The sequence below is a fragment of the Streptococcus sp. SCPM-O-B-15294 (M123) genome (assembly GCF_058200455.1).
The window spans coordinates 26,504-44,049 of sequence record NZ_JBYQGU010000004.1 but is presented as its reverse complement, the minus strand read 5'-3'; the positions used below and the strand labels follow the sequence as shown (position 1 = coordinate 44,049).

21 protein-coding genes and 1 tRNA gene are annotated in these 17,546 nt (G+C 42.1%); all 22 read left to right on the top strand.

Features of this window, described 5'->3' with window-relative positions; all coding sequences use genetic code 11:
- Position 1: 1 nt before the first annotated feature.
- The 22 genes from AC3E8G_RS03975 (at position 2) to ilvC (ending at position 17,420) form a co-directional block, all read left to right on the top strand.
- Positions 2–820, top strand: coding sequence for an ABC transporter permease (locus AC3E8G_RS03975; protein WP_490677080.1), 819 nt, complete (start codon positions 2–4; stop codon positions 818–820).
- A 1-nt stretch (position 821) separates the two neighbouring features.
- A complete protein-coding gene (locus AC3E8G_RS03970) occupies positions 822–1,607 on the top strand; it encodes an ABC transporter permease (RefSeq protein WP_490677079.1) in 786 nt (261 codons plus the stop codon).
- 38 nt (positions 1,608–1,645) lie between these two features.
- The gene (locus tag AC3E8G_RS03965) at positions 1,646–2,107 is read left to right on the top strand and encodes a GNAT family N-acetyltransferase (RefSeq protein WP_490677117.1); all 462 of its coding nucleotides are present in this window, start codon (positions 1,646–1,648) and stop codon (positions 2,105–2,107) included.
- 47 nt (positions 2,108–2,154) lie between these two features.
- Positions 2,155–2,227 (top strand) — tRNA-Thr (locus AC3E8G_RS03960).
- A gap of 293 nt (positions 2,228–2,520) precedes the next feature.
- Positions 2,521–3,771, top strand: coding sequence for a dicarboxylate/amino acid:cation symporter (locus tag AC3E8G_RS03955; protein ID WP_490677078.1), 1,251 nt, complete (start codon positions 2,521–2,523; stop codon positions 3,769–3,771).
- Between the two features lie 10 nt (positions 3,772–3,781).
- A complete protein-coding gene (locus AC3E8G_RS03950; RefSeq protein WP_293873979.1) occupies positions 3,782–4,711 on the top strand; it encodes an ATP-grasp domain-containing protein in 930 nt (309 codons plus the stop codon).
- Between the two features lie 274 nt (positions 4,712–4,985).
- A complete protein-coding gene (locus AC3E8G_RS03945; protein ID WP_154854532.1) occupies positions 4,986–5,297 on the top strand; it encodes a hypothetical protein in 312 nt (103 codons plus the stop codon).
- Between the two features lie 316 nt (positions 5,298–5,613).
- Positions 5,614–6,060: a LytTR family DNA-binding domain-containing protein gene (locus AC3E8G_RS03940; protein ID WP_154858862.1), complete on the top strand. Its 447-nt coding sequence runs from the start codon at positions 5,614–5,616 to the stop codon at positions 6,058–6,060.
- 4 nt (positions 6,061–6,064) lie between these two features.
- Positions 6,065–6,760 (top strand): LiaF transmembrane domain-containing protein, encoded by a 696-nt coding sequence (locus AC3E8G_RS03935; protein WP_154858860.1) that lies wholly within the window; start codon positions 6,065–6,067, stop codon positions 6,758–6,760.
- Positions 6,761–6,878: 118 nt separating this feature from the next.
- A complete protein-coding gene (rpmB, locus tag AC3E8G_RS03930; protein WP_001140948.1) occupies positions 6,879–7,067 on the top strand; it encodes a 50S ribosomal protein L28 in 189 nt (62 codons plus the stop codon).
- A 324-nt stretch (positions 7,068–7,391) separates the two neighbouring features.
- Entirely contained in the window at positions 7,392–7,757 is a 366-nt protein-coding gene (locus AC3E8G_RS03925; protein ID WP_006594986.1) for an Asp23/Gls24 family envelope stress response protein, read from the top strand.
- 2 nt (positions 7,758–7,759) lie between these two features.
- Complete coding sequence (locus AC3E8G_RS03920; protein ID WP_490677077.1) at positions 7,760–9,424, top strand: DAK2 domain-containing protein; 1,665 nt, start codon at positions 7,760–7,762, stop codon at positions 9,422–9,424.
- Between the two features lie 162 nt (positions 9,425–9,586).
- Positions 9,587–10,156, top strand: a complete 570-nt coding sequence (locus AC3E8G_RS03915; protein ID WP_490677076.1) for an SP0191 family lipoprotein — start codon at positions 9,587–9,589, stop codon at positions 10,154–10,156.
- A 127-nt stretch (positions 10,157–10,283) separates the two neighbouring features.
- Entirely contained in the window at positions 10,284–10,475 is a 192-nt protein-coding gene (locus AC3E8G_RS03910; protein ID WP_490677075.1) for a hypothetical protein, read from the top strand.
- On the top strand, positions 10,472–10,669 hold the full coding sequence (locus AC3E8G_RS03905; RefSeq protein WP_048714779.1) for a hypothetical protein: 198 nt from the start codon (positions 10,472–10,474) through the stop codon (positions 10,667–10,669). The genes AC3E8G_RS03910 and AC3E8G_RS03905 overlap by 4 nt, the downstream gene beginning before the upstream one ends.
- Complete coding sequence (locus AC3E8G_RS03900) at positions 10,656–11,573, top strand: ABC transporter ATP-binding protein (RefSeq protein WP_490677074.1); 918 nt, start codon at positions 10,656–10,658, stop codon at positions 11,571–11,573. Before AC3E8G_RS03905 ends, AC3E8G_RS03900 begins: the two co-directional genes overlap by 14 nt.
- Positions 11,542–12,282 carry an ABC transporter permease gene (locus tag AC3E8G_RS03895; protein ID WP_233332473.1) on the top strand — a complete coding sequence of 247 codons (741 nt, stop codon included), beginning with the start codon at positions 11,542–11,544 and terminating at the stop codon, positions 12,280–12,282. Before AC3E8G_RS03900 ends, AC3E8G_RS03895 begins: the two co-directional genes overlap by 32 nt.
- On the top strand, positions 12,279–13,376 hold the full coding sequence (locus tag AC3E8G_RS03890; RefSeq protein ID WP_490677073.1) for a sensor histidine kinase: 1,098 nt from the start codon (positions 12,279–12,281) through the stop codon (positions 13,374–13,376). Before AC3E8G_RS03895 ends, AC3E8G_RS03890 begins: the two co-directional genes overlap by 4 nt.
- Before the next feature lies 1 nt (position 13,377).
- On the top strand, positions 13,378–13,977 hold the full coding sequence (locus AC3E8G_RS03885) for a response regulator transcription factor (RefSeq protein ID WP_490677072.1): 600 nt from the start codon (positions 13,378–13,380) through the stop codon (positions 13,975–13,977).
- 186 nt (positions 13,978–14,163) lie between these two features.
- Entirely contained in the window at positions 14,164–15,864 is a 1,701-nt protein-coding gene (locus tag AC3E8G_RS03880) for an acetolactate synthase large subunit (protein WP_272080697.1), read from the top strand.
- Complete coding sequence (gene ilvN / locus AC3E8G_RS03875; protein WP_006594976.1) at positions 15,857–16,333, top strand: acetolactate synthase small subunit; 477 nt, start codon at positions 15,857–15,859, stop codon at positions 16,331–16,333. Before AC3E8G_RS03880 ends, ilvN begins: the two co-directional genes overlap by 8 nt.
- A 64-nt stretch (positions 16,334–16,397) precedes the next feature.
- Positions 16,398–17,420 carry a ketol-acid reductoisomerase gene (gene ilvC / locus AC3E8G_RS03870; protein WP_023027688.1) on the top strand — a complete coding sequence of 341 codons (1,023 nt, stop codon included), beginning with the start codon at positions 16,398–16,400 and terminating at the stop codon, positions 17,418–17,420.
- Positions 17,421–17,546 lie beyond the last annotated feature (126 nt).

Sequence of the window (17,546 nt, the reverse complement as noted above, 5' to 3'; positions counted from 1 at the left end):
GATGGTCAAATTGTGGAGACGTTATAAACCCTTTATCAATGCAGGGATTCAGGAGTTGATTAGCTATCGAGTCAACTTTATTCTTTATCGGATTGGCGATGTCATGGGTGCTTTTGTGGCTTTTTATCTATGGAAGGCTGTCTTTGAGTCCTCTCAGGAGCCTTTGATTCAGGGCTTCAGTATGGCGGATATCACCCTCTACATCATCATGAGTTTTGTGACTAATCTTCTGACTAGGTCGGATTCTTCCTTTATGATTGGTGATGAGGTCAAGGATGGTTCCATTATCATGCGCTTGTTGCGACCAGTGCATTTTGCGGCTTCTTACCTCTTTACGGAGCTTGGTTCCAAGTGGTTGATTTTTATCTCTGTTGGACTGCCATTTTTAAGTGTCATTGTTTTGATGAAAATCTTATCTGGGCAAGGGATTGTAGAAGTGCTGGGACTAACTACCCTTTATCTTTTTAGCTTAACGCTGGCCTATCTGATTAACTTTTTCTTTAATATCTGCTTTGGATTTTCAGCCTTTGTATTTAAAAATCTTTGGGGTTCCAACCTACTTAAGACTTCCATAGTGGCCTTTATGTCAGGGAGTCTGATTCCCTTGGCTTTCTTTCCAAAGGTCATTTCAGATATTCTGTCCTTCTTACCTTTCTCATCCTTAATTTACACTCCGGTCATGATTATTGTTGGGAAATACGATGTTAGTCAGATTCTTCAAGCACTTTTGCTTCAGCTTTTCTGGTTTATAGTGATGGTGGGCTTGTCTCAGTTGATTTGGAAACGAGTCCAGTCATTTATCACCATTCAGGGAGGTTAGTATGAAAAAATATCAACGCATGCATCTGATTTTTATCAGACAGTACATCAAGCAAATCATGGAATACAAGGTAGATTTTGTGGTTGGTGTGTTGGGAGTCTTTCTGACTCAAGGCCTGAACCTCTTGTTTCTTAATGTACTCTTTCAACACATTCCATCCCTAGAAGGTTGGAGCTTTCAAGAGATAGCATTTATCTATGGCTTCTCCTTGATTCCTAAGGGTTTGGACCACCTCTTTTTTGACAATCTCTGGGCTTTAGGTCAACGACTAGTCCGAAAAGGAGAATTTGACAAGTATCTGACTCGTCCTATCAATCCACTATTTCATATTCTGGTTGAGACCTTTCAGATTGATGCCTTGGGTGAACTCTTGGTCGGTGGAATTTTACTAGCGACAACGGCGACTAGCATTGCTTGGACTGTTCCAAAATTCCTGATTTTTCTAGTTTGTATTCCTTTTGCGACCTTGATTTATACTTCCTTGAAAATTGCAACAGCCAGTATCGCTTTTTGGACCAAGCAGTCAGGTGCCATGATTTACATTTTCTATATGTTTAATGATTTTGCCAAGTATCCTATTTCTATTTACAATTCGCTCCTTCGTTGGTTAATTAGCTTTATTGTACCTTTCGCCTTTACGGCCTACTATCCTGCCAGCTATTTCTTGCAGGGCAAGGATGGACTCTGGAATATTGGTGGTCTGATTCTGATTTCTCTTATCTTCTTTTGCATCTCTCTAAAGCTTTGGGACAGGGGGTTAGACGCCTACGAAAGTGCGGGTTCCTAAGAGCTAAAGTAAGATTAAAATCAAGAAAGGAACTTATGATGCTTGTTATTAAAGAAGTTAAGGATGAAGAGCAAAAAATGGCAGTTGTCGCCGAGGTTTTAAAGGATTTGCCAGAATGGTTTGGAATACCAGAAAGCACGCAAGCCTACATCGAAGGATCCAAGGACTTGCAAGTGTGGGCCGCTTATCAAGAAAGTGATGTAGTAGGGTTTATAAGTTTATCATATTCAAGTGAAGATTGTGCTGAAATTGACTGTCTAGGCGTGAAAAAATCATTCCAAGGTCATGGAATTGGAAGGGATTTAATTACGACTATAGAAAGAGAAGCAGTCAAACAAGTGAACTACCTACAGGTCAAAACAGTCGCAGAAGGTTCAAATAAAGATTATGACCGAACAAATGTCTTTTATCGCAGTCTTGGTTTTAAAAAATTAGAGATTTTTCCGCAACTTTGGGGGCCTCAAAATCCTTGTCAGATTTTGATTAAAAAGATGGGTTAAGAATCCCTTGACATCCGTTTTTAGAGTGCTATACTATAGGGGTAATCGCCGAATTAGCTCAGTTGGTAGAGCAACGCACTCGTAACGCGTAGGTCACAGGTTCGATCCCTGCATTCGGCATCAAATGATACAAGAAAAAGCCTATTTTGACGGGCTTTTTTTGCTTGTTTAGACAGAATGGTTGTTAGTAGATATAGCTTTCCGTCTGGATGAAAGAAAGATTCGAATACATGCAAAATTCTATAAAAATGATCAGTCGGTTTTTGATTCTGGACGGTCAAATTTCCCTTTGTAGATCAGCTTTTGTAGGACTAGCCATAAATCTTTTTTATACCTTTCATAGTTAATATATATTAGTCAGAGTGGAGGAATCGTAGTAGAATAACTTTCAAAATAGAACAAAGGAGATGCGAATGAAATTACGTACATTATGGTCTAAGATTTCTTTAGGAATCCAACTCTTGATTGCCTTAGTTTTAGGGGTGCTGGTTGCCCTTGTTTGGCCGCAATTTGCCAGCTTCTATCAATTTTTAGGGCAAGCCTTTATTAGTTTGATCAACATGGTGATTATTCCCCTTGTCTTTCCGACTGTTGTTGTAGCAGTTGCAGGAGTAATTGGTAAAAAATCCTTTGGAAAACTCTTAACTAAGACGCTCCTTTATTTCTTTGTCGTAACGACGGCCATCACCTTTATTTTTGTGTTTGCGAGTTACTTCCTTGGCTTTGGTCAAGGAGTCAACATTGGGCAGTCTGGAGGAAATATTGAAGGGATTGCTAAAAGCATCCATCTGGATGAGTTTCTTCTTGGCTTTATTCCATCAAATATTGTGAAGTCTTTGTCAGAAGGGGCTTTGCTTCCGATTATCGTATTTGCTATTTTCTTGGGGTACGGTGTCGGTAGTCTAAAAGATGAAAAAACACAAAAAGTAATTGAATTCTTCCAGATTTGGATTGATGCAATTTATAAAATTGTTGGTGTTATTGTTAAATTGTCACCAATCGGTATTTTTGGTTTTATTGCTAAGGATGTTGCCACTACAGGGCTGAATAAACTGGTCGGATTGGGTCAATTTGTGGCAGGGACTTATCTAGCATACGCTGTGTTGGCTCTAGTCATCTTTCCTTTGATTGCTTTTGCATTTAGAGTACCTTATTTGATTGCCTTTCGCCAGATTTGGAGTCTCTTAACTCTAGCATTCGTGTCAGGTAGTTCTAGTGTTGTCTTACCACCACTATTGAAAGATTTGAAGAAACAAGGTCATGATGAGCATGTCATCGATTTGGTTGTTCCTTTAGGCTATACTTTCAATCTTGAAGGAGCGGCAGTTTACTTTTCTGTAGCAACTGTCTTTATTGCCCATGCTTATGGGATTACCTTTTCTCTCTCTGGTCTTATCTTCACTGTTTTACTATTAACCTTGATTGGAAAGACGGCAGCTACAGTCCCTTCAGGGGCAATAGTTGTTTTATTAGCAGCAGCACCTCAGTTAGGCTTGCCAGTAGAAGGTGTTGCCCTGATCTTTGCAGTTGATTTCTTTGTGAATGCAGGGCGGACCATGCTCAATGTATTGGGACAAGTCTTAACTGTTAGCGTCATTGAAAAGACAGAGGGTCATGTTTTAGAGGTGAACCAAGCTGGTGAATTAGCTGTTCACTATTCGTAAAGGAGAAAAAATGAGTCAAGCAAAAGTGTATGTTATTCATGAAAATCTTGAGTGGACAGAACATCTAGTGAAATGGTTGAAAAAGGAAGAAGTCCCTTATGAATTGTGGGATTTATCAAGTGGGATATTAGATCTTCAGAGTCCGCCTCCGCTAGGAGTCTTTTATAATCGCATGTCTGCTTCTTCACATACAAGAGGTCATCGCTATGCTCCTGAATTTACGGAGCAAGTCCTGACTTGGTTAGAAGCGCATGGTCGTAAAGTGGTGAATGGGACGGGTGCCATTAATCTTGAAATTAGTAAAATTAAACAATATCTAAAATTAGGGGAATCCGGCATCGCCTCGCCAGAAACAGTAGCTGTCTTAGGAAAAGAAAATATTATTGAAGCTGCTAGAAAATTAAATATTTATCCCTTGATTACCAAGCATAATCGTGCTGGAAAAGGACTGGGAGTTCAGTTGTTTCATTCGGAAGAGGAATTGGAAGTATATGTGAACAGTCCAGCTTTTGAGCCTTCTGTTGATGGGATTACCTTGCTACAAGCTTATATCAAACCAGCAGATGGTCGTATTCGCCGTTCGGAATTTATTAACCGCCAGTTTCTTTATACCGTATCGATTGATTCCTCAGACGGCTTCCAACTGTGTCCAGCAGATGGGTGCCAAATCGGACATGGACCAGCTCAGCTAGAAACTTCAGATAAATTTCAAATTACGGAACCCCTCCCACTTGATCGCCAACAAGCTTATGAAGACTTTTTAACTGCAGCAGGAATAGATGTGGCAGCCATTGAGTGGGTGGAATCTGAAACTGGTCAGATTTATGTTTATGATGTCAATACCAACACCAATTACAATCCGACGGCGGAAGAAAAAGCAGGAGTATTTGCACATCAACATCTTGCCAAGTATCTGAAGGAAGAGTTGAATCGCTTGTAGCTAGAGCGATTTGCTAAAAGACGAAACCTCTTTAAATCTCTGCAGGTCAGTGGATGATCCACTAACTTTCAGAGATTTTTCTTTTTAGTTTATATAGGAAGAAAGTAGAAGAATAGCAGGTCTTAGAATTGATAGGGTCGAAAGAAGTTCAACCAGATAGTCCGATAATTCGACCGCTTATCCAAATTTCCTTGTCACCCTTGCTTCTGTTTGTTATAGTAGGATTATCAAAAGAAGCTAGTCTTCTGATATAAATACAAAAAGAGGTAGTATCATGAAAAAATTAATTGGTTTTGGATTTATCCTTGCAGCTCTCGCCGTTATCACTTTTAGTATCATTGGTTATCCGAAAATAGATGCCAATCTTTGGCCATTGGTTCCAGTTGTCTTGTTTGCTTTCTTTACGCTTGAAAATGCACTCAAGAAAGACTACAAGTCCAGCTTGATTTGTGCCATCATTGGTTTTATCATTGCCAATGCCATCTATGACCTCCTTCCGATTTCAAATGGGGTCGTGATTACTGCGGGTGTCTTGGCTTGTCTTGGTCTCGGTTTTCTCTTTCCAGACGCACCAAAAGAAAAATAATGCTTCCAATTTTATTCGCTTTAGGAGAGTGGGACAGAAATCGGTAATTCGTTAGAATTCGATTTCGTCGTCCCACCTCCGCACAGTTGAGTAGGGCTGTAAAAGCTGATGAAATCAGCGTGGTAGAGCCCACTCAACCACTGCGTCTTGCTCAACAATCCAAAAATAATTGAGAGGCTAGGACTTTTGTCCCAGCCTCTTTTTACCTGTCTGAAAGAACCACTTAGGGGCTGAAAAGAACCACTTACCGAAAAGGACTTGTAAGATTTTGAACAGCTGTTATAATGTTACTAACAAAGGTTAAGAAAGGAGTCCTATGAAAGTTCGTATCGAATTAGATCCGCAGATGGATGAGCCAGAAATGATCATTCGGGCTCCTCGATTGACGGAGGATGTCGCCCGCTTGCAACAGTTGATCTTGGAGCAAAAAATGACGCCCTTGACCTTTTACAAGGATCGAAGCGAGTACTTTGTAGATGTGTCAGAAATTCTCTTCTTTGAAACAGATGGTGAAAAGATCTATGGGCGTACCAGAGAAGAGGCATATGAGGTCCGTCAAAAACTCTACGAATTGGAAGAAATCTTGCCGATTGCTTTCTGTCGCATCTCCAAGTCGACCATCGTTAATACCAAGCAGATTTATTCCATCGAAAAATCTTTTTCGGGAACCAGTACAGTAAACTTTTATCAAACCCATAAGCAGGTACACGTGTCCCGACACTATTATCAACTCTTAAAAGAACGGTTAAAGGAAATGAGGTAACAAAATGAAAAATAAATTAATTGGGATTTTCTTAATCCTCCTAGCAGCCTTGGTGCTCTTACAAGGCTATTTTGTAAAATGGGAGATCAGTATCTGGACGCTGGCTTGGGTTGTCTTGCTCGCAGTCCTTTCCCTCTCTAGTTTCTTGAAGCGCCACTTTGGTTGGGGCTTCCTATATGGGATTTTGGCCCTCTTCTCCCTTAACGGCCAATACCATTTTCTTCCAGTATCCAATTCGGTGGTCATCTTTTCTTCTATTTTAGCGGTGATTGGTCTCAATATTCTCTTTAAGCCTTCCAAAAAAGCAAAAGCTACTTGGAACTCCTACTCAGCAGGAACATCTTCTCAAACTGCTGGCAATGACATTGATGTCTCCTTTTCTACAGTGACCAAGTATTTGAATGACCAGAATTTTACAGGTGGAAGTGCGGATGTGAGCTTGGGAGAAGCTTCTATCTATTTTGACAATTGCCGGATCGAAGGTCCATCTGCCCAGTTTGCGGTGGATGTCTCCCTTGGAAGTTTGAGTCTTTATGTGCCAAGCGATTGGCGGGTTCATGTCAATGTAGAAAGTTCTTTGTCAGCTATCCAACACCAGGAAAATCCTAGCAATTTAACCAGCAAAGACTTTTACATCGTCGGAGAGGTCTCACTGGGGAATCTAGAAATCATCTATGTAGGTGAGAATTCCTTTTCATAATCCGATCTAAGAAAAACTTATTCAAAGGTCTTGCCAAGAGAAAGTTTTTTTGGTAATATAGTACGGTATGTGGTGCTAGCACATCCGTAATATTAGATCTAATAGGAGGCAAAACAGAATGGCTAAAGTATGTTATTTTACTGGTCGTAAGACTGTATCAGGAAACAACCGTTCACACGCGATGAACCAAACCAAACGTGCCGTAAAACCAAACCTTCAAAAAGTAACTGTCCTTATCGATGGTAAACCTAAAAAAGTTTGGGCTTCAGCTCGTGCATTGAAATCTGGTAAAGTAGAACGCGTTTAATAAAGAAAGAAGGCTGGGCATAAAGTGTCCAGCCTTCGCTTTTTGATAGGAATAGTAGTATGACGCAGTGGTTGATTGGAACTACTCATGTTTGAAACATTCGTACTTCCTAATCAATTGTGCGGGGGTGGGAAAATTGAAAAGGTTTGGGGAACCTTTTCAACTTTTTTTATTTTACGGAGTTCTTTCCCACTCCCTTTTCTTTTTCTTCATTTTTTCTCTTTTTGGACATTTGTATCAACTGATAGGAGAAAGGTGTATCCCTTTTACACGCGCCCTCTTTTATGGTAAAATAGAATATAAAATACTTTTGAGGTAGAAATTATGACAGTAAAAATCAATACAAAAGATGGTCAAATTGAATTGACCGATGATGTCATCGCAACTGTTGTAGGCGGTGCAGCCACTGAAATTTTTGGAGTGGTTGGAATGGCCAGCAAAAACGCGATTAAAGATAATTTCCAAGCTCTCTTAGGTAAGGAAAACTACTCTAAGGGTGTCGTTGTGAAAACAGCGGAAGCAGGAAGTATTGCGGTTGATGTTTACACTGTTTTGAGCTATGGTACAAAGATTAGCGAAGTCTCAAAAAATATTCAAGAGCGTGTCAAATTCAGTTTAGAAAATCAACTTGGAATCACAACGGATACAGTCAACGTCTATATCCAAAACATTAAAATTGTGGGAGAATAATCGTGTCTAAAATTACAACTAGTTTATTTCAAGAAATGGTCCAAGCAGGGGCTACTCGCTTAAATAAACAAGCCGAGTATGTCAATTCATTGAACGTTTTTCCTGTACCAGATGGTGATACTGGAACCAACATGGGGATGACCATTGAAAATGGTGCAAAAGAAGTAGCCGATCGCTCTGCTTCAACTGTTGGTGAAGCAGCAAATATCTTTGCAAAGGGGCTTTTGATGGGAGCGCGTGGAAACTCAGGAGTGATTACTTCTCAGTTGTTCCGCGGATTTTCTCAAAGCGTCAAAGACAAGGATGAATTGGATGGGGCAGCTCTTGCGGCAGCCTTCCAAGCAGGGGTTGAAGTAGCCTATAAAGCGGTTATGAAGCCAGTAGAAGGAACCATCTTGACCGTTTCTCGTGGGGCGGCTATCGGTGCCAAGAAAAAAGCAGAATCAACCAATGATGCGGTTGAAGTCATGCGTGCAGCCCTTGAAGGAGCTAAAACAGCCCTTGCCAAAACACCAGATATGCTTCCAGTATTGAAGGAAGTCGGTGTGGTGGACTCTGGTGGTCAAGGTTTGGTCTTCATCTATGAAGGATTCCTATCAGCTTTGACAGGAGAATTCATCGCTTCTGAAGAATTTGTGGCGACTCCAGCAACCATGTCAGAAATGATCAACGCAGAGCACCACAAGTCCGTAGCGGGTCATGTGGCAACTGAAGATATCACCTTTGGTTACTGTACAGAGATCATGGTCGCTTTGAAGCAAGGTCCAACCTATGTCAAAGACTTTGACTACGACGAATTCCGTAACTATTTGAACAATCTTGGGGATTCTCTACTAGTCGTCAACGATGACGAAATCGTCAAAGTCCACGTCCATACTGAAGATCCAGGTCTTGTCATGCAAGAAGGATTGAAATATGGTAGCTTGGTCAAGGTAAAAGTCGACAATATGCGCAACCAGCACGAAGCACAAGTTGAAAAAGAAGAGCGCCAAGCGAAACCAGCCGAAGCAAAAGAATATGCCATCATTGCAGTCGTTGCGGGTGACGGATTAGCGGATATCTTCAAAGCGCAAGGAGTGGATTACATCATCTCTGGTGGTCAAACCATGAACCCATCAACAGAAGACTTTGTCAAAGCAGTTGAAGAGTTGAATGCGCGCAACATCATTATCTTGCCAAACAACAAGAACATCTTGATGGCGGCTCAATCTGCAGCAGAAGTGATTGATCAACCTGCAGCAGTTGTTGAGACGAAGACCATCCCTCAAGGATTGACCAGTCTTCTTGCCTTTGATGAGAGCAAGTCGATTGAAGAAAACTACGAACGCATGAGCGCTTCATTGGAAGATGTTGTTTCAGGTAGTGTGACGACAGCCGTTCGTGATACCACTATTGATGGTCTTGAAATCCATGAAAACGACAATCTTGGAATGGTTGATGGTAAGATCGTCGTTTCCAATCCAGATATGATGGAAACCTTGACAGCAACCTTTGACAAGATGTTGGACGAAGATAGTGAAATTGTCACGATTTATATTGGTGAAGATGGTAAAGAAGATCTAGCTAATGACTTGGCTCAAAACTTGATGGCTAAATATGAAGACGTCGAAGTCGAAATTCATCAAGGAAATCAACCAGTTTACCCATATTTGTTTAGCGTTGAATAATCAAAAAATTTCAAAAATAACAGGAAAAAGAGCCAAAAAAATGATTTTTTGGCTCTTTTTTTGATAAAAAAAGCTTTATGAAAGCGATTAGATAGGTGTTTTTAGACAATTTTTATTTGATATGTTATACTTTAGAAAAATAGAAATAGGAGAAAAAAGCAAATGAAAAAGGTAATCTGCTTTTTAGGAGCTTTGCTTTTTGTGATGACGGGTTGTGCTACTAAGTCCCAGTCCACAGAAACATCAAAAAGCTCAACCACTACTTCGATAGAAAAAAGTGAAACTGTTACCAGTGAGGCAAAGGAAGAAACCAAGGTTCTCACTGCAGAAATCAATGGCAATCAACATCGCTACACCATCACGACAAAAGGTGATAAGGTTCAGAAATTAAAGTTAGATGTTTTATCGGCCCTACCAGAAAAAATTGCCACTAATTCAGCTAATCTAAGTCCTGAAGAGATGACAAAAATTATCAATGAAGGTTTGCAGTCAGATTCAGAATACATGGCTCTGAAAGACACGGCTGGCTTCAGTATCGAATATACGGTCACTCCAGAGAAAAAATTAGCCTCAACGGTCTCTGTTGATATGGAAACCATTGATTGGGACAAGGTTAAAGATCTATCTTACTTTAAAGATCTTGGTATCGGTGACCTGAAAGACATCAAGGCATCGACCGTTTTCACAGGATTAAAACTCCATGGTTTCAAAGAAGAAACCCCAGCACCATAGGTTCGGACTCTTGTCCGACCTTTTTTTATTTTCCATGACATATGTCATGTGAGCCAGTGACAAAATCATCTAGTGGCCTGTTATTCCTTTCGCTATAATATAGTCAGAAAGTAAGAGGTAAGGAAAAATGAAACAATGGTTCTATAAAGTGTTTACGTTAACAGTGGTTGGGATGGTCGTCTATTTGATCTTTTCAAAGGATGATAGTCTCTATTACCATTTCCCTTGGGAATTATTTGCTGGAATTGGCATCATGAGCTGGGCAGTCCAAGAAGGGATAAAAATGATCAAGGCTGTTAAAAAGGAGATGGAGCAATGAAAAAGAAACTTGAAATTGGATTGGTAGCTGTCTTGTGTTTGCTCCTTTGGGTAACTGAGATGATGACGGGCTGGTTTTCTGCCCATTTTCCTAGCTGGTTTTTCCAGACGGTTTGGGGAGTAACCTTGGTCGTCTATGTCATCATTCCAGCTGGCCAGATTTGGTTGAAAGGAGAGTCCCATGAGTGTCATTAGAGTTGAGAACTTGAACAAAAGCATCAAAGGAAAGGTGATCCTAGAAGATCTTTCTTTCACAGTCGAGAGAGGGGATTGCCTGGCCTTGATTGGACCAAACGGGGCAGGGAAGACAACCTTGATGGATTGCCTCCTAGGAGATAGGAAGGTGACTTCTGGAACTATTGAAGTAGAGGGAAAAGCTCCTGGTCATCCTCAGTTAAAGGCTAGTGTCTCTTATCTCCCTCAAGAGAATGCCATCGTGCAAAAGCTAACTGTGCAGGAACTGATCAGTTTCTTTCGCTCCATTTATCCCAACCCTTTAACGGTCAATGACATCGATGATCTATTGCGTTTTACTCCAGAACAAAAGAAGCAATTAGCCAGTAAGCTATCTGGTGGGCAAAAGCGTCTTTTATCCTTTGTGTTGACCTTGATTGGTCGTCCCAGTCTCCTGTTTTTGGATGAGCCAACGGCTGCCATGGATACGTCCACTCGCCAACGCTTTTGGGAGATCGTCGGGCATTTAAAGGACCAAGGTGTGACTATAGTCTATTCTTCCCATTACATCGAGGAAGTCGAGCATACGGCTGATCGGATCCTGGTCTTGCACCAGGGCCATTTGCTTCGAGATACGACGCCACTAGCTATGAGAAGTGAAGAGGTAGAAAAACATTTTACCCTGCCTTTGCGATACCAAGCTCTAGTGGCAGGGATGGACGGAGTTGGTCAAGTGACGGTCAAACCCGATGCCCTTCAGGTTGTGACAGGTGATGCCAATCGTTTGTGGAGGCGATTGCAGGAAGAAGGATGTTCGATCCAAGAGATCGAGGTGACCAATAGAAGTTTATTGGATTCTATTTTTGAAAATACAAAGGAAGTAGGTAGAGAAGATGAAACGCATGAAAGCTCTCGGCGTGGTTGAGTGGCATTTGACTAGACGCCAAGCCATTTATTACTTGTTATCAATTGGGATGCCCACGGCCTTTTATCTCTTCTTTTCAGGGATGTACCAGGAGACACCAGGAGCACCCGCTCACTTTATGAGGGATTATCTCCTTTCTATGACGGCATTTTCTATGATGTCTACGGCTATCTTTTCTTTTCCAACAGTTCTTGAAACCGATCGACTCAACAATTGGCAAAAAGTCTTGCGCCATACCCCGGTATCTATGGTAGAATATTATCTAATAAAGGTTGTGGGTCTCTTTGTCGATTTTCTCCTATCGATTGGAGTTGTCTTTACCGTGGGCCACGTGGTGCGTCATGTGAATATGTCCCTACAGGATTGGGTCTTGTCGGCCTTTATTCTCATCCTAGGAAGCCTAGCCTTTGTGGCCATCGGTCTGGTCTTGACCCTGCTTCCTTCTAGTCAATTGATGTCTGTTGTAGGTAATCTCCTTTACATGGGGCTGGCTGTCATGGGTGGCCTTTGGATGCCCATTAGCCTCTTTCCAGAATGGATGCAAGCCATCGGCAAATGTCTACCAACCTATCAATTGATGGAACTGATTAAGACCTTTTTAAACAAGGGACAGGTCAATGTCTTTGCTAGTCTTTATTTAACCTTGTTTACCCTGGTCTTCTTTACCCTTGTCATTGTTTATCGTCGTCATTCTGAGGTTCGTTCATGATTGAAAAACTCAAGCGTATCCATTATATGTTTTACGCTAGCCTAGTCTTTATGGGCTTTCCCTTTATCTCTATTTTATTAGGGGAGGTCCCCTACTGGCACTTCTTTTTAGCCCTCTTGTTTATTGCTTCCTATCTAGGAGTCTTGATTACTGAAAACAAAAAGCTGACCTGGATTTGTTGGCTATACCTCCTAGCCTATGTAGCAGGAAATACTCTTTTTATTAACGCCAACTATTTTTGGTTTTATTTCTTCATCAGCAACCTATTGGTCTATCACTTTGAGATTCACAATTTTCGCTCTCCCTATCTTTGGACAGTTTTTCTATCGCAATTCCTGCTTTTTGGGGCCATCTTTTTCAAACAGAGTGCGATGGAGTATGAATGGGTATTTTTAATCATCATTTTCTTTTTTACTCATGCCATGACTTACGGCATGGTTCGGATTCGGATGATGGAAGAGTTGAAAGCTGACCATGCCAAGCAAAATGCCCAGATCAATCTCTTGTTGGCAGAAAACGAGCGCCATCGGATTGGCCGCGATCTACATGACAGTCTGGGCCACACCTTTGCTATGCTCAGTGTCAAGGCGGATCTAGCCGATCAATTCTTGTCATTGGGGCAGGTTGAGAAGGCGCAGGAGCAGGTGCAAGAGATTCAAGCCATCAGTCAAGAGTCCATGCACCAAGTCCGAGAGATTGTCGAGAACTTGAAGCAGCGAACTCTCACAAGAGAGCTAGAAACCGTCAAGCAAATGCTCGAAGTGGCGCAAGTCAAAGTAGAGATTCAGAATGAACTCGATACAGCCAGCATCTCGCCGATCCTAGAGTCTGCTCTAGCCATGGTATCTCTGGAATTAGCTACTAATATGATCAAACATGCTAAAGCGACGCAAGCCCTTCTCTCTTATCGCTCCACCGAGACAGGTGTAGAAATGGTTGCTGAAGATGATGGGATCGGCTTTGACAAAGTCTCCGACAAGGACCTGCACTCGATTCGCGAACGGATTGCCTTGTTGGGAGGAGAGCTGGAGATCAGTCATCAACACAAGCCGACCCGGATAGAAATACGGATCCCCTATCAAGAAAGGAAATAAGATGCGCTTATTAGTTGCAGAAGACCAAAGTATGTTGCGCGATGCCCTCTGCCAGCTCTTGCTTTTGCAAGAGGATGTAGAAGAAGTCTTGCAAGCTGGAGATGGGCAAGAAGCCATTCGCTTACTCGAAACCCATCCAGTTGATATTGCTATTTTAGATATTGAGATGCCTATCAAAACAGGACTAGAAGTGTTGGAATGGGTCAAAAGTCAACAACCCCAGCTCAAGGTTGTCATCGTTACCACATTTAAACGACCGGGTTACTTTGAGCGGGCTCTCAAGGCTGGAGTCGATGCCTATGTCTTAAAAGAACGTCGTATCACAGATTTGATGGCAACACTTCATACCGTTTTGGCAGGGCAAAAAGAATATTCTCCTGAATTAATGGAGGGGATCTTGACTCATCCCAATCCTCTAAGCTCTCAGGAGCAAGCAGTCCTAAAAGAAGTCGCCAAAGGAGCTTCCAACCAAGAAATTGCTGATCGTTTATTTCTCTCTAACGGGACCATCCGCAATTATATGTCAGCCATTCTGACCAAGTTGGATGCAGAGAACCGGACAGAGGCAGCAAAGATTGCCCAAGAAAGGGGCTGGCTATAAGCAAGCAAAGTTTCTAGGATTCCTAGAGACTTTTTTGATTGGATTGTTCTTTTTTTAGGAGAAATTTCATTATTCGGATTTGGATAGAAAATTCAGAAAATTTGTGATTTTTACTTGAAATATTTTCCAAAAATGGTATGATAGTAGCATGCTCATTTGATAATCAAAGAAACAGAAAGGAGAGACATGGAGAAAATTACCTTAGAAACTGCAAAGACAGGTTCAGAGCTTGTGCTAGAAACGCTTCGAGATCTTGGGATTGATACCATTTTTGGGTACCCAGGTGGAGCAGTTTTGCCCCTTTACGATGCTATTTATAGTTTTAAAGGGATCAAACACATTCTTGGCCGACATGAACAAGGCTGCTTGCATGAAGCTGAAGGCTACGCCAAATCAACTGGAAAGTTGGGTGTCGCAGTCGTCACTAGTGGACCAGGGGCAACCAATGCCATTACAGGTATTGCTGATGCCATGAGTGATAGTGTCCCTCTTCTTGTATTTACTGGACAGGTCAACCGTTCCGGTATCGGGAAGGATGCCTTCCAAGAGGCAGATATTGTTGGGATTACCATGCCAATCACCAAGTACAATTACCAAGTACGAGAGACGGCAGATATTCCACGGATTATTACTGAAGCGGTCCATATTGCGACAACTGGTCGTCCAGGCCCTGTCGTCATTGACCTTCCAAAAGATGTCTCTGCCTTAGAAACAGATTATATATTCAACCCAGCAATCAACATTCCAAGTTACCAGCCGACCATTGAGCCAAATGAATTGCAGATTAAGAAAATCTTGAAGCAATTGGGCAAGGCTAAGAAACCAGTCCTTTTGGCTGGGGGTGGCGTTAGCTATGCGGAAGCAGCAGAAGAATTGGTAGCCTTAGCAGAACGCTATCAGATCCCTGTAGTGACTAGCCTTTTAGGTCAGGGAACGATTGCGACCAACCATCCTCTCTTCCTTGGAATGGGTGGGATGCACGGTTCCTTTGCAGCCAACATTGCCATGACTGAAGCGGATTTCATGATCAGTATTGGCTGTCGTTTCGATGACCGTCTGACAGGAAATCCAAAGACCTTTGCGAAGAATGCCAAAGTCGCTCATATTGATATTGACCCAGCAGAGATTGGTAAAATCATTGCAGTCGATATTCCCGTCGTTGGCGATGCGAAGAAAGCTCTACAACAATTGTTGGCAGAGCCAGTCGTTCACAACAATACGGAGAAATGGATCGAGAAGGTCACAAAAGATAAGAACCGGGTTCGTTCTTACGATAAGAAAGAACGCGTGGTCCAACCCCAAGCAGTTATTGAACGCGTGGGTGAGTTGACCAAGGGGGATGCCATCGTCGTGACAGACGTTGGCCAACACCAAATGTGGGCAGCTCAGTACTACCCATACCAAAACGAACGGCAATTAGTGACTTCTGGTGGTCTAGGGACCATGGGATTCGGTGTACCAGCTGCAATTGGTGCTAAGATTGCCAATCCAGACAAAGAAGTCGTGCTCTTTGTCGGAGATGGTGGCTTCCAGATGACCAACCAAGAATTGGCAATCTTGAATGTTTACAAGATTCCGATCAAGGTCATCATGCTCAACAACCATTCACTTGGGATGGTTCGGCAGTGGCAAGAAGCCTTCTATGATGGACGAACATCAGAGTCCGTCTTTGAAACCTTGCCAGACTTCCAATTGATGGCGCAAGCCTATGGGATTAAGAACTACAAATTTGACAATCCCGAGACCCTCGAGAAGGATTTGGAAGTCATTACCGAAGATGTACCAATGTTCATCGAGATTGACATTTCTCGGAAAGAACACGTTCTACCAATGGTACCAGCTGGTAAGAGCAATCATGAGATGTTGGGGGTGAAGTTTAATGCGTAGAATGTTAACAGCCAAACTTCAAAACCGGTCAGGGGTTCTCAATCGCTTTACCGGTGTCTTGTCCAGACGACAAGTCAACATTGAGAGTATCTCAGTGGGAGCGACAGAAAATCCGAATGTATCGCGGATTACCATCATCATCGATGTTGCATCTCATGATGAAGTCGAACAAATCATCAAGCAACTCAATCGCCAGGTCGATGTGATTCGCGTCCGAGACATTACAGATAAGCCTCACCTAGAGCGTGAAGTTATTCTGATCAAGGTCTCTGCACCTGCAGAGAAACGGGCAGAATTGCTGGCCATTATCCAGCCCTTCCGCGCGACTGTGGTAGACGTGGCTCCAAGTTCCATCACCGTGCAGATGACAGGAAATGCAGAGAAGAATGAAGCTCTCTTGCGTGTCATTCGTCCTTATGGGATTAAAAATGTCGCACGGACTGGTGCAACTGGCTTTACCCGCGATTAAAATCCAACCTAAATTTGTTAAAATAGCCTAATAGGCAATAAAAATAGAAAAGAGAGAAATAACTATGGCAGTTCAAATGGAATACGAAAAAGATGTAAAAGTAGCAGCACTTGACGGTAAAAAAATCGCCGTTATCGGTTATGGCTCACAAGGTCATGCCCACGCACAAAACTTGCGTGACTCAGGTCACGATGTGATCATCGGTGTACGTCCAGGAAAATCTTTTGACAAAGCAAAAGAAGATGGTTTTGATACTTACACAGTAGCAGAAGCAACTAAATTAGCTGACGTCATCATGATTTTGGCTCCAGACGAAATCCAACAAGAATTGTACGAAGCAGAAATTGCTCCAAATTTGGAAGCTGGAAATGCTGTTGGATTTGCACATGGTTTCAACATCCACTTCGAATTTATCAAAGTTCCTGCGGATGTAGATGTCTTCATGTGTGCGCCTAAAGGACCTGGACACTTGGTACGTCGTACGTATGAAGAAGGATTTGGTGTTCCAGCACTTTACGCTGTCTACCAAGATGCTACAGGAAATGCTAAAGATATCGCCATGGACTGGTGTAAAGGTGTTGGTTCAGCACGCGTTGGTCTTTTGGAAACAACTTATAAAGAAGAAACTGAAGAAGATTTGTTTGGTGAACAAGCCGTTCTCTGTGGTGGTTTGACTGCCCTTATCGAAGCAGGTTTCGAAGTCTTGACGGAAGCTGGATACGCTCCAGAATTGGCTTACTTTGAAGTGCTTCACGAAATGAAACTCATCGTTGACTTGATCTACGAAGGTGGATTCAAGAAAATGCGTCAATCAATTTCAAACACTGCTGAATACGGTGACTACGTTTCAGGTCCACGTGTCATCACTGAACAAGTGAAAGAAAACATGAAAGCCGTTCTTGCGGATATCCAAAATGGTAAATTCGCCAACGACTTTGTGAACGACTACAAAGCTGGTCGTCCAAAATTGACTGCTTACCGTGAACAAGCGGCTAACCTTGAAATCGAAAAAGTTGGTGCTGAATTGCGTAAAGCAATGCCATTCGTTGGAAAAAATGACGACGACGCCTTTAAAATCTATAACTAATGAGGTGATGGTGAAGTTGGGAGAAATCCCAACTTCTTTTTCATCAATAGCAGAGATGGATTGGAAGGTATTTTCAACCATTTAGCAGAATCTGTATGAAGAGACGTGCCATATCGAACATTTTGG

Bases quoted from the DNA above. Each gene is read 5' to 3' on its own strand.
- AC3E8G_RS03975 (WP_490677080.1), top strand. From the start codon at position 2: ATGGTCAAATTGTGGAGACGTTATAAACCCTTTATCAATGCAGGGATT.
- AC3E8G_RS03970 (WP_490677079.1), top strand. From the start codon at position 822: ATGAAAAAATATCAACGCATGCATCTGATTTTTATCAGACAGTACATC.
- AC3E8G_RS03965 (WP_490677117.1), top strand. From the start codon at position 1,646: ATGCTTGTTATTAAAGAAGTTAAGGATGAAGAGCAAAAAATGGCAGTT.
- AC3E8G_RS03955 (WP_490677078.1), top strand. From the start codon at position 2,521: ATGAAATTACGTACATTATGGTCTAAGATTTCTTTAGGAATCCAACTC.
- AC3E8G_RS03950 (WP_293873979.1), top strand. From the start codon at position 3,782: ATGAGTCAAGCAAAAGTGTATGTTATTCATGAAAATCTTGAGTGGACA.
- AC3E8G_RS03945 (WP_154854532.1), top strand. From the start codon at position 4,986: ATGAAAAAATTAATTGGTTTTGGATTTATCCTTGCAGCTCTCGCCGTT.
- AC3E8G_RS03940 (WP_154858862.1), top strand. From the start codon at position 5,614: ATGAAAGTTCGTATCGAATTAGATCCGCAGATGGATGAGCCAGAAATG.
- AC3E8G_RS03935 (WP_154858860.1), top strand. From the start codon at position 6,065: ATGAAAAATAAATTAATTGGGATTTTCTTAATCCTCCTAGCAGCCTTG.
- rpmB (WP_001140948.1), top strand. From the start codon at position 6,879: ATGGCTAAAGTATGTTATTTTACTGGTCGTAAGACTGTATCAGGAAAC.
- AC3E8G_RS03925 (WP_006594986.1), top strand. From the start codon at position 7,392: ATGACAGTAAAAATCAATACAAAAGATGGTCAAATTGAATTGACCGAT.
- AC3E8G_RS03915 (WP_490677076.1), top strand. From the start codon at position 9,587: ATGAAAAAGGTAATCTGCTTTTTAGGAGCTTTGCTTTTTGTGATGACG.
- AC3E8G_RS03910 (WP_490677075.1), top strand. From the start codon at position 10,284: ATGAAACAATGGTTCTATAAAGTGTTTACGTTAACAGTGGTTGGGATG.
- AC3E8G_RS03905 (WP_048714779.1), top strand. From the start codon at position 10,472: ATGAAAAAGAAACTTGAAATTGGATTGGTAGCTGTCTTGTGTTTGCTC.
- AC3E8G_RS03900 (WP_490677074.1), top strand. From the start codon at position 10,656: ATGAGTGTCATTAGAGTTGAGAACTTGAACAAAAGCATCAAAGGAAAG.
- AC3E8G_RS03895 (WP_233332473.1), top strand. From the start codon at position 11,542: ATGAAACGCATGAAAGCTCTCGGCGTGGTTGAGTGGCATTTGACTAGA.
- AC3E8G_RS03890 (WP_490677073.1), top strand. From the start codon at position 12,279: ATGATTGAAAAACTCAAGCGTATCCATTATATGTTTTACGCTAGCCTA.
- AC3E8G_RS03885 (WP_490677072.1), top strand. From the start codon at position 13,378: ATGCGCTTATTAGTTGCAGAAGACCAAAGTATGTTGCGCGATGCCCTC.
- AC3E8G_RS03880 (WP_272080697.1), top strand. From the start codon at position 14,164: ATGGAGAAAATTACCTTAGAAACTGCAAAGACAGGTTCAGAGCTTGTG.
- ilvN (WP_006594976.1), top strand. From the start codon at position 15,857: ATGCGTAGAATGTTAACAGCCAAACTTCAAAACCGGTCAGGGGTTCTC.
- ilvC (WP_023027688.1), top strand. From the start codon at position 16,398: ATGGCAGTTCAAATGGAATACGAAAAAGATGTAAAAGTAGCAGCACTT.